Consider the following 12188-nt stretch of genomic DNA (forward strand, 5'->3'; position numbering starts at 1 on the left):
GGGTTGTAAGTCTTGGGGTCTGATACGGGGGTCCTGGGGCCGGCCGGGGACTCAGCGGAATTCACCGAGTCCCCGTACCGGACTCCCGTCAGACCTCTTCGACGCTGCTCGGCTCGCGCCGGGACAGGTCGATACCGAGCTCCTCCGCTGCGCGGAAGACGTCCTCGTCGGTGTCGCGCATCTCGATGGACATGCCGTCCGAGGACAGCACCTCCACGTTGAGGCACAGGGACTGCATCTCCTTGATGAGCACCTTGAAGGACTCGGGGATGCCGGGCTCAGGGATGTTCTCGCCCTTGACGATGGCCTCGTAGACCTTCACGCGGCCGGTGACGTCGTCGGACTTGATGGTCAGCAGCTCCTGGAGGGCGTACGCGGCGCCATAAGCCTCCAGCGCCCACACCTCCATCTCACCGAAGCGCTGGCCACCGAACTGGGCCTTACCACCCAGCGGCTGCTGGGTGATCATCGAGTACGGACCGGTCGACCGGGCGTGGAGCTTGTCGTCGACCAGGTGGTGGAGCTTGAGGATGTACATGTACCCGATCGAGATCGGGTCCGGGAACGGCTCACCGGAGCGGCCGTCGAAGAGACGCGCCTTGCCGGAAGGGAGGACCAGACGGTCGCCGTCGCGGTTCGGAACGGTGTGCTCGAAGAGGCCTGCGAGCTCGTCCTCACGGGCACCGTCGAACACCGGGGTGGCGACGTTGGTGCCGGGCTTGACGTCGTCGGCGCCGATGGCCTGCAGCCGCTGCGCCCACTCGTCCGCGAGGCCGGAGACGTCCCAGCCGCGGCTGGCGAGCCAGCCGAGGTGGATCTCCAGGACCTGTCCCGGGTTCATTCGGGACGGGACACCCAGCGGGTTGAGGATGATGTCGACCGGGGTGCCGTCCTCGAGGAACGGCATGTCCTCGATCGGGAGGATCTTGGAGATGACACCCTTGTTGCCGTGACGGCCGGCGAGCTTGTCACCGTCGGTGATCTTCCGCTTCTGCGCCACGTACACGCGCACCAGCTGGTTGACACCGGGGGGAAGCTCGTCGCCCTCCTCGCGGTCGAAGACGCGGACGCCGATGACCTTGCCGGTCTCGCCGTGCGGCACCTTCAGCGAGGTGTCACGGACCTCACGGGCCTTCTCACCGAAGATCGCGCGGAGCAGGCGCTCCTCCGGGGTCAGCTCGGTCTCACCCTTGGGCGTGACCTTGCCGACGAGGATGTCGCCGGCGACGACCTCGGCACCGATACGGATGATGCCGCGCTCGTCGAGGTCGGCGAGGACCTCCTCGGAGACGTTCGGGATGTCCCGGGTGATCTCCTCCGGGCCGAGCTTGGTGTCACGGGCGTCGACCTCGTGCTCCTCGATGTGGATCGAGGAGAGGACGTCGTCCTGCACGAGGCGCTGCGACAGGATGATCGCGTCCTCGTAGTTGTGACCCTCCCACGGCATGAAGGCGACCAGCAGGTTCTTGCCGAGCGCCATCTCACCCTGCTGGGTGGCGGGACCGTCGGCGAGGACCTGGCCCTCGACGACCCGGGCGCCTTCGTCCACGACAACCTTCTGGTTGACGGAGGTGCCCTGGTTGGAGCGGGAGAACTTGGCGATGCGGTACGTGGTGTACGTGCCGTCGTCGTTGGTGACGGTGATGTAGTCCGCGGAGACCTCCTGGACGACACCCGCCTTCTCCGCCTTGATGACGTCACCGGCGTCGACCGCACAGCGGTACTCCATGCCGGTGCCGACGAGCGGAGCCTCGGACGTGATCAGCGGCACGGCCTGACGCATCATGTTCGCGCCCATGAGGGCACGGTTGGCGTCGTCGTGCTCGAGGAACGGGATCATGGCGGTCGCGACCGACACCATCTGGCGCGGCGAGACGTCCATGTAGTCGACGTCGTCGCCCGGGATGTAGTCGATCTCGCCACCACGGCGGCGGACCAGAACGCGGGACTCCTCGAAGCGCATGTCCTCGGAGAGCGTCGCGTTCGCCTGGGCGATGACGAAGCGGTCCTCTTCGTCGGCGGTCAGGTAGTCGACCTCGTCGGTGACGACACCGTTGACGACCTTGCGGTACGGCGTCTCGACGAAGCCGAACGCGTTGACGCGGCCGTACGAGGCGAGCGAACCGATCAGACCGATGTTCGGGCCTTCGGGGGTCTCGATCGGGCACATGCGTCCGTAGTGGGACGGGTGCACGTCTCGGACCTCGAAGCCGGCCCGCTCACGGGAGAGACCACCCGGGCCGAGCGCCGACAGACGGCGCTTGTGGGTGAGACCCGACAGCGGGTTGTTCTGGTCCATGAACTGCGACAGCTGGCTGGTGCCGAAGAACTCCTTGATGGAGGCGACGACCGGCCGGATGTTGATCAGGGTCTGAGGCGTGATGGCCTCGACGTCCTGGGTGGTCATGCGCTCACGCACGACGCGCTCCATACGAGCCAGACCCGTACGGACCTGGTTCTGGATGAGCTCGCCGACGTTGCGCAGACGACGGTTGCCGAAGTGGTCGATGTCGTCGGTCTCGACGACGATCTGCGTGCCGTTCTCGCCGACCGTCTCGGTCTCGCCCGCGTGGAGCTTCACCAGGTACTTGATGGTGGCGATGACGTCGTCGGTGGTGAGCACGCCGGCGTCCAGCGGCTCGTCGGCGCCGAGCTTCTTGTTCACCTTGTAGCGGCCGACCTTCGCGAGGTCGTAGCGCTTCGGGTTGAAGTAGAGGTTCTCGAGCAGCGTCTGAGCGGCCTCGCGGGTCGGCGGCTCGCCCGGACGCAGCTTGCGGTAGATGTCGAGCAGCGCGTCGTCCTGGCCCTGGGTGTGGTCCTTCTCCAGGGTGGCGCGCATGGACTCGTACTCGCCGAACTCCTGCAGGATCTGCTCGGTGGTCCAGCCGAGAGCCTTCAGAAGGACGGTGACCGACTGCTTGCGCTTGCGGTCGATGCGGACACCGACCATGTCGCGCTTGTCGATCTCCATCTCCAGCCAGGCACCCCGGGACGGGATGATCTTGGCCGAGAAGATGTCCTTGTCGGACGTCTTGTCGATGGAGGAGTCGAAGTAGACACCCGGCGAGCGGACGAGCTGCGACACCACGACACGCTCGGTGCCGTTGATGACGAAGGTGCCCTTGTTCGTCATGAGCGGGAAGTCGCCCATGAAGACCGTCTGGGACTTGATCTCGCCGGTCTCGTTGTTGGTGAACTCGGCGGTGACGAAGAGCGGGGCACCGTACGTGAAGTCACGGTCCTTGCACTCGTCGATGGAGTTCTTCGGGGGCTCGAAGCGGTGGTCGCGGAAGGTCAGCGACATCGACCCGGAGAAATCCTCGATCGGAGAGATCTCCTCGAAGATCTCCTCCAGACCGGACTTCCTGGGGACGTCCTGTCCGGACTCCAGAGCCGCCTCGACACGAGCCTTCCAGGCGGCATTGCCGAGCAGCCAGTCAAAGCTCTCGGTCTGCAGCGCGAGGAGGTTCGGAACCTCGAGGGGCTCCTTGATCTTTGCAAAGGAGATGCGCAGCGGGGCAGTGCTGGCGCCGTTGTTCGTATTCGCGGTCGAGGCGTTGCGCGAGGCGGCCAAGAGGGGGTCCTTCCGAGGGCTCGGACTCACTACGCGCGTACCGGTCCCTCGCGGGGCATGGGGACAGACGTTCCTGATTGGCAGATAACGGCCAGGTCAGGGCGGTTCGGTCCACGATGCTCTTGCGAGGGGTTGCCCCTGGTGACGGGCAGGGGGCAGCTAACAGGCAGCGCAAAGGGTCAGTGTAGCCACTTGGCCCACTGATGTCCAGGGCGAGCTTTTCGCGACCCTCGTTGTTCTCAACTCCGCGGTACCTCGCGCCGTGTAGCGCACCTCGATACTGCCCGTTCGGTCGTCGATCCATGCCTCGGATACGGATCGTTGTGACGACGCGTCCTGAGAATTGCGCGCTGCGTGCGGTTCGTCAAGGCCCCCCGGTCTACGGGGCGCACGGCGAAGATCACCATACTCCGCCATGGGACGGGCGCAAGGCAGCCGCCACGGCAACGCCGAAGGGCGACCACCCGGATGGGTGATCGCCCTTGGCGGCGCCTGGAAGGCGCTGAGCGAGTCAGGAGACTCGCGAGGTGTTACTTGACCTCGACGGAGGCGCCGGCGCCCTTGAGGGACTCGGCAGCCTTCTCCGCGGCCTCCTTGGCGACCTTCTCGAGGACGGGCTTCGGGGCGCCGTCGACGAGGTCCTTGGCCTCCTTCAGGCCGAGGGAGGTCAGCTCACGCACGACCTTGATGACCTGGATCTTCTTCTCGCCGGCGCCGGTGAGGATGACGTCGAACTCGTCCTGCTCCTCAGCGGCCTCGACCGGGGCACCCGGGCCGGCCGGGCCGGCGACGGCGACGGCCGCGGCGGCGGTGACGTCGAACTTCTCCTCGAAGGCCTTCACGAACTCGGAGAGCTCGATGAGGGTCATCTCTTCGAACTGCGCGAGCAGGTCGTCCTGGGACAGCTTCGCCATGATGGCGTCCTTCCACTAATTCGGCTGGTGCCGGGTGTACATGAAGGCGGGCGTACGTTGGGCCCGCTGCGACCGTCGCCCTAGTGGGCGGCGATCATTGCGCGAGCCGAATTACTCGGCACCGCCCTGCTCGGCGAGCTTGACGCGAAGCGCTTCCGCGGTGCGGACGAACTTCGACGGCAGCGCCTGGAAGAGCGAGGCAGCCTGGGACTGCTTGCCCTTGAACGCGCCGGCCAGCTTGCTGAGCAGAACCTCGCGGGACTCGAGGTCCGCAAGCTTCTTGATGTCATCGGCGGACAGCGCCTTGCCATCAAGGACACCGCCCTTGATGATCAGGTTCGGGTTCTCCTTGGCGAAGTCACGAAGACCCTTCGCCGACTCCACCGGGTCACCGGTGATGAAGGCAACCGCCGTCGGACCAGTGAACTGGTCGTCCAGCGAAGTGATCCCGGCCTCGTTGGCCGCAATCTTGGTCAGCGTGTTCTTCACCACGGCGTACTGGGCGTTCTCACCGAGCGAACGACGCAGCGTCTTGAGCTGCGCCACGGTGAGACCCCGGTACTCGGTCAGCACGGCGGCGTTCGAGCTGCGGAACTGGTCCGCGAGCTCGGCTACCGCGGCAGCCTTGTCGGGCCTTGCCATAGAGCGTCGGCCTCCTTCCGGGTGATGAGGACCGCTCAGAAGGGGCTGGGAAAAGAGAACGCCCCGGCGCAGGCGCACGGGGCTTAGCTCAACCGAAAAACATCCGGGAACTCTTCCACGATCACCTGCGCGGGTCGTCCGCTTCCAGCGGATCCTTCGGCCGCTGCACCCCTCACGGAGCACAGCAACGACCAGCGGTCTTTGGCTTCTGGATGAGAGTACGCGAACCCGCACGGGTCAAGCAAATCGGGCCCCGCGCCTCCGAGGAGGTGCGGGGCCCGAGAGTGCCACTCGGAGCCGTCAGGCTCAGACCGCGGCCGGGTCCTCCTCGACGAGGAGGTTCCGGGTGCGGTTGGAGTCCAGCGGGATGCCGGGGCCCATCGTCGTGGCCAGGGTCGCCTTCTTGATGTAGCGGCCCTTGGCGGCGGACGGCTTCAGACGGAGGATCTCCTCCAGCGCCGCCGCGTAGTTCTCGACCAGCTTCGTGTCATCGAAGGAAACCTTGCCGATGATGAAGTGCAGGTTCGAGTGCTTGTCGACACGGAACTCGATCTTGCCGCCCTTGATGTCGTTCACAGCCTTGGTGACATCGGGGGTGACGGTGCCGGTCTTCGGGTTCGGCATGAGACCACGCGGGCCGAGGACGCGGCCGAGGCGGCCGACCTTGCCCATGAGGTCCGGGGTCGCGACGACGGCGTCGAAGTCCAGACGGCCCTTCGCGACCTCGTCGATCAGTTCGTCGGAGCCGACGATGTCGGCGCCCGCGGCAAGCGCGGCCTCGGCACGGTCGCCGGTCGCGAAGACCAGGACCCGGGCGGTCTTACCGGTGCCGTGCGGAAGGTTCACGGTGCCACGGACCATCTGGTCGGCCTTGCGAGGGTCAACGCCCAGGCGGAAGGCGACCTCGACGGTGCCGTCGAACTTGGTGGCGGCGGTGTCCTTGGCGAGACGGACGGCCTCGAGGGGGGCGTAGGTACGCTCCCGGTCGATCTTGGCGTCCGCGCTGCGGAGTGCCTTGCTGCGCTTCACTGCTTCTCCTGTGCAGTAACACCATGCGGCTCGGCCGCGTGGCAGGTGTGGAGTCGTGGTGCGGGCCGGCGCTGGCCCTGCCACTGAAAGGTCAGACGGGGGCTGATCAGCCCTCGACCGTGATGCCCATCGAGCGGGCGGTGCCAGCGATGATCTTCGACGCGGCGTCGAGGTCGTTGGCGTTCAGGTCGGGGAGCTTGGTCGTGGCGATCTCGCGGACCTGGGCAGCCGTCAGCTTGGCGACCTTGGTCTTGTGCGGCTCGCCGGAGCCCTTGTCCACACCCGCGGCCTTGAGGATCAGCTTGGCGGCCGGCGGAGTCTTGGTGATGAAGGTGAAGGAACGGTCCTCGTAGACCGTGATCTCCACCGGCACGACCATGCCACGCTGCGACTCGGTCGCGGCGTTGTAGGCCTTGCAGAACTCCATGATGTTGACGCCGTGCTGACCGAGCGCGGGACCGACCGGCGGAGCCGGGTTGGCCGCACCGGCCTGGATCTGGAGCTTGATAAGCCCCGTGACCTTCTTCTTCTTGGGAGGCATTGCTCTCTCCGGGTCCTAGTGAGAGTTTTCGGCCACCATCCAGTCATCCGGATGGAGGCATACCGCACAACGATAACGGGTATAGGTGCGCGGCTAAAAACCGAGCAGGTCAGAGCGGCTGCGAGAGCCGTTCTGACCTGGTCGGAGGCGTGTGTTCCAGAAGGAGCTAGTTCTTCTGGATCTGGTCGAAGCTCAGCTCGACCGGGGTCTCGCGGCCGAAGATCTCGACGAGGCCCTTGACCTTCTTCGAGTCGGCGTTGATCTCGTTGATGGTCGCCTGCAGCGTCGCGAACGGGCCGTCGGTGACGGTGACCGAGTCGCCCACCTCGAAGTCCAGCACCTGGACCTCGACCTTGCGGGCCGGAGCCGGCTTGCCCTCGGCCTCGGCGGCCTCGCGGGCGGCCTTCTCCTCGGCCTCCGGGGCGAGCATCTTGACGATCTCGTCCAGGGTCAGCGGATACGGGTCGTAGGCGTTGCCCACGAAGCCGGTGACGCCCGGGGTGTTGCGGACGACGCCCCAGGACTCGTTCGTCAGATCCATGCGGACGAGAACGTAACCGGGCAGCTTGTTCTGCCGGACGTTCTTGCGCTCGCCGTTCTTGATCTGGACGATCTCTTCCTCGGGGACCTCGGCCTGGTAGATGAACTCCTCGACGTTCAGCGAGACGGCACGCTGCTCGAGGTTGGCCTTCACGCGCTTCTCGTAGCCCGCGTAGGTGTGGATCACGTACCACTCGCCGGGCAGGCCGCGGAGCTCGTCGCGGAGCGCGGTGACGGGGTCGACCGGAGCGGCGGGCTCCTCGTCGGCCTCCTCGGCCTCCGCGCCCTCTTCGGCGTCGGCGGCGACGGCGTCGACCTCGGCCTCGGTCTCCTCGTCGAGCTCGGACTCGGCGGCGACGTCCTCGCCGGCCTCGTCCTCGCCGTGGATCGCGGCCTCTTCGGCAGCCTCGCCCGCGGCGGCGTCAGCAGCCTCAGCCTGGTCCTCGTCGGCCGCCTCGACGATGTCGAGCTCGTCCTCAGCGGACTCCACAGACTCGATGGCGTCGTTCAGGTTCGGGTCAGACACGGTGGCTGCTTCTTCCTGCGATACAGATGGGGTGGAACATGCGAAAAGGGGCGCCCGCGGGGGCGCCCTCCGCGGGACTCAGCCGAAGACGTACTTGACTGCTTCCTGGAAGCCATAGTCAATCACGGTCACGAGACCGATCATGATGACGACGAAGACGATCACGACGGTGGTGTAGGTCGACAGCTGGCTCCGAGTGGGCCAGACGACCTTGCGGAGCTCCGCGATGATCTGCCGGTAGAAAAGCGCGAGACGGCCCAGGGGGCCCTTCTTTCCGCGCTTACCGCCCTTGCGGGCCTTCTTCTTGGACTCCGGCGCTTCGTCCTCGGCATCAGGCATGTCGATGGAGCCTACGGCGTCCGTCACGATCTCTCACCTGATTCCGGGTCGTGGCCGTGCCGCGCCCGGGTGGAGCCGCACGGCGGTGCAATGAAGACGTACATGCATGCGCACACAACCTGGCGGTGTGTGTAGCAGGGCCGGAGGGACTTGAACCCCCAACCGCTGGTTTTGGAGACCAGTGCTCTACCAATTGAGCTACGACCCTTTGTGGTTTCCCCAACCTACCCCATCCGGAGATGTGGTCGGTGAGGGCCAACGACCAGTGAGTGTACGTGTTCACAGGCCGTGCGTCGAACAGAAAGCACCGGCGACCGCCGATGACCGTTCCTGTCCGCTCCTCGAAACCTGTGTGCCGGGTACGAAGGCCGTCTGGGACGATGGGCCGCATGAGCGCTGCAACCCCTCCCACCGAGCGCCGGGTCTCCGCCCGAGTCGGCGCGATCTCCGAGTCCGCGACCCTCGCCGTCGACGCAAAGGCGAAGGCCCTCAAGGCCGCCGGCCGTCCGGTGATCGGCTTCGGCGCGGGTGAGCCCGACTTTCCGACGCCCGACTACATCGTCGAGGCCGCGATCGAGGCCTGCCGCAACCCGAAGTACCACCGCTATACGCCGGCCGGCGGGCTCCCCGAGCTGAAGGCCGCCATCGCCGCGAAGACGCTGCGCGACTCCGGCTACGAGGTCGACGCCTCCGAGGTCCTGGTGACCAACGGCGGCAAGCAGGCGATCTACGAGGCGTTCGCCGCGATCCTCGACCCGGGCGACGAGGTCATCGTCCCTGCTCCCTACTGGACCACCTACCCCGAGTCGATCCGCCTCGCGGGCGGTGTCCCGGTGGAGGTCGTCGCCGACGAGACCACCGGCTACCGCGTCTCCGTCGAGCAGCTGGAGGCGGCGCGCACGGCGCGGACGAAGGTGGTCCTCTTCGTCTCCCCGTCCAACCCCACGGGCGCGGTGTACAGCGAGGCCGACGCCGAGGCGATCGGCCGCTGGGCCGTCGAGCACGGCCTGTGGGTGCTGACCGACGAGATCTACGAGCACCTGGTCTACGGCGACGCCACGTTCACCTCGCTGCCGGCGATCGTCCCCGAGCTGCGCGACAAGTGCATCGTGGTCAACGGTGTCGCCAAGACCTACGCGATGACGGGCTGGCGCGTCGGGTGGATCGTGGGTCCGAAGGACGTGGTGAAGGCCGCGACCAACCTGCAGTCGCACGCCACCTCCAATGTCTCCAACGTGGCGCAGATCGCGGCGCTGGCCGCCGTCTCCGGGAACCTGGACGCCGTCGCCGAGATGCGCGCCGCCTTCGACCGCCGCCGGCAGACCATCGTGCGGATGCTCAACGAGATCGAGGGCGTGTTCTGCCCGACCCCGGAGGGCGCGTTCTACGCGTACCCGTCGGTGAAGGAGCTGCTGGGCAAGGAGATCCGCGGCAAGCGTCCGCAGACCTCGGTGGAGCTCGCGGCGCTCATCCTCGACGAGGCCGAGGTCGCGGTCGTACCGGGAGAGGCCTTCGGCACGCCGGGCTACCTGCGGCTTTCGTACGCGCTGGGCGACGAGGACCTGGTCGAGGGCGTGTCCCGGATCCAGAAGCTGCTCGCGGAAGCGCGCGCCTGAGTTCTCACGTTCTGAGGAGCGGGTCCCCGGTTTCGGCCGGGGGCCCGTTTTTTCGTTCCATCACGCACCCGTTCGGGGAAAGGGGCTGCCGTACGACGGACGGTTGCGGCAAGATCCCCCAATGGAGCACGTCCGCGACATCCGTCTGCTGCCCAAGGCCCATCTGCACCTGCACTTCACCGGTTCGATGCGGCCCACGACCCTGATCGAGCTCGCCGACAAGTACGGCGTCCATCTGCCCGACGCGCTGAGCAGCGGTACGCCGCCCAAGCTGCGGGCGACCGACGAGCGCGGCTGGTTCCGTTTTCAGCGGCTCTACGACATCGCCCGCTCGTGTCTGCGTGAGCCCGAGGACATCCAGCGGCTGGTCCGCGAGGCGGCCGAGGAGGACGTCCGCGACGGGTCGGGCTGGCTGGAGATCCAGGTCGATCCCACCTCGTACGCCCCTCTCCTGGGCGGGTTGATCCCTGCGCTGGAGATCATCCTGGACGCGGTGGACGCGGCGTCGCGCGAGACGGGCCTCGGGATGCGTGTCCTGGTCGCGGCCAACCGGATGAAGCACCCGCTGGACGCCCGTACGCTGGCGCGTCTCGCCGTCCGCTTCGCCGACCGGGGTGTGGTGGGTTTCGGCCTCTCCAACGACGAGCGCCGCGGTCTGGCGCGGGACTTCGACCGGGCGTTCGCCATCGCGCGGGAGGGCGGGCTGCTCGCCGCGCCGCACGGCGGGGAGCTGACGGGTCCGGCGTCGGTGCGGGACTGCCTGGACGATCTGCGCGCGGCGCGGATCGGGCACGGGGTGCGGGCGGCGGAGGACCCCCGGCTGCTGCGCAAGCTCGCCGAGCGCGGGGTGACCTGCGAGGTCTGTCCCGCGTCGAATGTGGCTCTCGGCGTGTACGAGAAGCCCGAGGACGTGCCGCTGCGGACGCTGTTCGAGGCCGGGGTGCCGATGGCGCTGGGCGCGGACGACCCGCTGCTCTTCGGGTCGCGGCTGGCCGCCCAGTACGAGATCGCCCGCCGCCACCACGGATTCACCGACGCCGAGCTGGCGGAACTGGCCCGTCAGTCGGTGCGGGGCTCGGCGGCGCCGGAGTCGGAGAAGGAGAAGCTGCTGGCCGGCGTCGACCAGTGGATCAGCGGCTGAGGCCGCGCAGGAGGGTGCGCGCGATCGACGCGGCGAAGGTGTCGAGGTCCTGCGGGGGCGTGCCGTCGGGCGTCATGTCGTAGGCGAAGGCCCGCTGGGCGCAGGCGCCCAGGAGGAGGGAAGCGGCCGCGTAGGTGTCCGCGTCCTGGCTGATCCGGCCGGCCCGCTGTTCGGCGCGCAGGTACTGGTCGACGCCGCGGATCGGCATGTGCGGGCCCGCGCCCAGTTCCCGCATCGCCTCGTCGTGGCGCTGCTTGAGCCGCGGGTCCGCGTACAGCGAGGCGGCGATCGGGAAGCTCTGGGCGTAGAACTCGGCGGCGCGGCGGGCGATCTCGGTGAGGTTCTCCTCGACACTCCGCCCGCCCGGCTCGGCGATGAGGCGGTGGACCAGTGGGTGGAGCCTGGGCAGCCGCTCCATGAGGACGGTCACGAAGAGCTCCTCCTTGCTGGCGAAGCTCTTGTAGAGGGCGGCTTCCGAGCATCCGGCCGCCTTGGCGATCTCCTTGGTCGTCGCGCGGGCGAGGCCGAGGGTGAGCATGAGCTCGTAGGCGGCGTCGACGATCCGGACGCGGGCCGGCTTCTGCTGCATGGCGGTTCCAACCAGGCTTGACGGAAGGGTGAGTGAGTACCCACTCTAGGGGTGAGTGAATACTTACCCACCTTGGGAGGGCATGCGATGAGGCTCACGGTTTTCGGTGCGACCGGCGGAATCGGCCAGGAGATCGTCCGGCAGGGCCTGGCGGCCGGCCATCAGGTGACGGCGGTGGTCCGCGATCCGGCCGGGTTCACGCTGACGGGGGACGCGCTGGAGGTGTTCCGGGCGGATCTGCGGGACCCGGAGGCGCTGCGACCCGCGGTCGCCGGCCGGGACGCGGTGCTCTCCGGCCTCGGCTCACGCGGCCGCAAGGCCGACGGGATCACGACGACCCTGACCCGCTCGGTGCTCGCGGCGCTGGAGGACGAGCGCGTCCGGCGGTTCCTGGTGGTGAGCGCGGCGCCGCTGGCGGAGACCCCCGCGGACGAGCCGATGATCGACCGGATGTTCGTCTCGGCGGTGAAGGCGGCCCTGAAGGAGGTGTACGCCGACCTCAGGCTGATGGAGGGCGAGCTCGCGGCCAGTGCCACCGACTGGACCTCCGTACGGCCGCCGAAACTGACCAACGGGCCGGTCACCGGGGTCTACCGGACCGTCGTCGGCGCCAATCCGCGCTCCGGCCGGAACATCGCCCGCGCCGATGTGGCGCACGCGATGCTGGCGATGGTCGACGACCCGAAGACGCTGAAGCGGCCGGTGGGTGTCGCGTACTAGGAGCGCGTACCCACCCG

11 protein-coding genes and 1 tRNA gene are annotated in these 12188 nt (G+C 67.7%); 3 read left to right on the plus strand and 9 right to left on the minus strand.

Features of this window, described 5'->3' with window-relative positions; translation table 11 throughout:
- Positions 1-88: 88 nt before the first annotated feature.
- The 8 genes from rpoB to ACZ7J0_RS12225 form a co-directional block, all read right to left on the minus strand.
- Complete coding sequence (gene rpoB / locus ACZ7J0_RS12190) at positions 89-3574, minus strand: DNA-directed RNA polymerase subunit beta (protein ID WP_470886465.1); 3486 nt, start codon at positions 3572-3574, stop codon at positions 89-91.
- Positions 3575-4104: 530 nt separating this feature from the next.
- A complete protein-coding gene (rplL, locus tag ACZ7J0_RS12195) occupies positions 4105-4488 on the minus strand; it encodes a 50S ribosomal protein L7/L12 (protein ID WP_470886467.1) in 384 nt (127 codons plus the stop codon).
- 111 nt (positions 4489-4599) lie between these two features.
- Positions 4600-5130, minus strand: coding sequence for a 50S ribosomal protein L10 (gene rplJ, locus ACZ7J0_RS12200; RefSeq protein WP_468708679.1), 531 nt, complete (start codon positions 5128-5130; stop codon positions 4600-4602).
- A 306-nt stretch (positions 5131-5436) separates the two neighbouring features.
- Positions 5437-6159, minus strand: coding sequence for a 50S ribosomal protein L1 (gene rplA, locus ACZ7J0_RS12205; protein WP_470886469.1), 723 nt, complete (start codon positions 6157-6159; stop codon positions 5437-5439).
- Positions 6160-6265: 106 nt separating this feature from the next.
- Positions 6266-6700 (minus strand): 50S ribosomal protein L11, encoded by a 435-nt coding sequence (gene rplK / locus ACZ7J0_RS12210; RefSeq protein ID WP_005313632.1) that lies wholly within the window; start codon positions 6698-6700, stop codon positions 6266-6268.
- Positions 6701-6866: 166 nt separating this feature from the next.
- Positions 6867-7766 (minus strand): transcription termination/antitermination protein NusG, encoded by a 900-nt coding sequence (gene nusG / locus ACZ7J0_RS12215; RefSeq protein ID WP_470886471.1) that lies wholly within the window; start codon positions 7764-7766, stop codon positions 6867-6869.
- 78 nt (positions 7767-7844) lie between these two features.
- The gene (secE, locus tag ACZ7J0_RS12220; protein WP_468708380.1) at positions 7845-8132 is read right to left on the minus strand and encodes a preprotein translocase subunit SecE; all 288 of its coding nucleotides are present in this window, start codon (positions 8130-8132) and stop codon (positions 7845-7847) included.
- Positions 8133-8240: 108 nt separating this feature from the next.
- Positions 8241-8313 (minus strand) — tRNA-Trp (locus tag ACZ7J0_RS12225).
- Positions 8314-8494: 181 nt separating this feature from the next.
- On the opposite strand from ACZ7J0_RS12225, the gene ACZ7J0_RS12230 reads away from it, so the two are divergent.
- Both ACZ7J0_RS12230 and ACZ7J0_RS12235 read left to right on the plus strand, forming a co-directional pair.
- The gene (locus tag ACZ7J0_RS12230; RefSeq protein WP_470886473.1) at positions 8495-9721 is read left to right on the plus strand and encodes a pyridoxal phosphate-dependent aminotransferase; all 1227 of its coding nucleotides are present in this window, start codon (positions 8495-8497) and stop codon (positions 9719-9721) included.
- Positions 9722-9842: 121 nt separating this feature from the next.
- Positions 9843-10862, plus strand: a complete 1020-nt coding sequence (locus ACZ7J0_RS12235; protein ID WP_470886475.1) for an adenosine deaminase — start codon at positions 9843-9845, stop codon at positions 10860-10862.
- Here ACZ7J0_RS12235 and ACZ7J0_RS12240 read toward each other — a convergent pair.
- Positions 10852-11451, minus strand: a complete 600-nt coding sequence (locus ACZ7J0_RS12240) for a TetR/AcrR family transcriptional regulator (RefSeq protein WP_470886477.1) — start codon at positions 11449-11451, stop codon at positions 10852-10854. The two genes, ACZ7J0_RS12235 and ACZ7J0_RS12240, sit on opposite strands and share 11 nt — an antisense overlap.
- A gap of 87 nt (positions 11452-11538) precedes the next feature.
- On the opposite strand from ACZ7J0_RS12240, the gene ACZ7J0_RS12245 reads away from it, so the two are divergent.
- Positions 11539-12171: an NAD(P)-dependent oxidoreductase gene (locus ACZ7J0_RS12245; RefSeq protein ID WP_470886479.1), complete on the plus strand. Its 633-nt coding sequence runs from the start codon at positions 11539-11541 to the stop codon at positions 12169-12171.
- Positions 12172-12188: the final 17 nt, after the last annotated feature.

The sequence above is a fragment of the Streptomyces sp. NPDC038280 genome (genome assembly GCF_055600045.1).

Bases quoted from the DNA above. Each gene is read 5' to 3' on its own strand.
- rplK (WP_005313632.1), bottom strand. From the start codon at position 6,700: ATGCCTCCCAAGAAGAAGAAGGTCACGGGGCTTATCAAGCTCCAGATC.
- ACZ7J0_RS12230 (WP_470886473.1), top strand. From the start codon at position 8,495: ATGAGCGCTGCAACCCCTCCCACCGAGCGCCGGGTCTCCGCCCGAGTC.
- ACZ7J0_RS12240 (WP_470886477.1), bottom strand. From the start codon at position 11,451: ATGCAGCAGAAGCCGGCCCGCGTCCGGATCGTCGACGCCGCCTACGAG.
- ACZ7J0_RS12245 (WP_470886479.1), top strand. From the start codon at position 11,539: ATGAGGCTCACGGTTTTCGGTGCGACCGGCGGAATCGGCCAGGAGATC.
- rplL (WP_470886467.1), bottom strand. From the start codon at position 4,488: ATGGCGAAGCTGTCCCAGGACGACCTGCTCGCGCAGTTCGAAGAGATG.
- rplJ (WP_468708679.1), bottom strand. From the start codon at position 5,130: ATGGCAAGGCCCGACAAGGCTGCCGCGGTAGCCGAGCTCGCGGACCAG.
- ACZ7J0_RS12235 (WP_470886475.1), top strand. From the start codon at position 9,843: ATGGAGCACGTCCGCGACATCCGTCTGCTGCCCAAGGCCCATCTGCAC.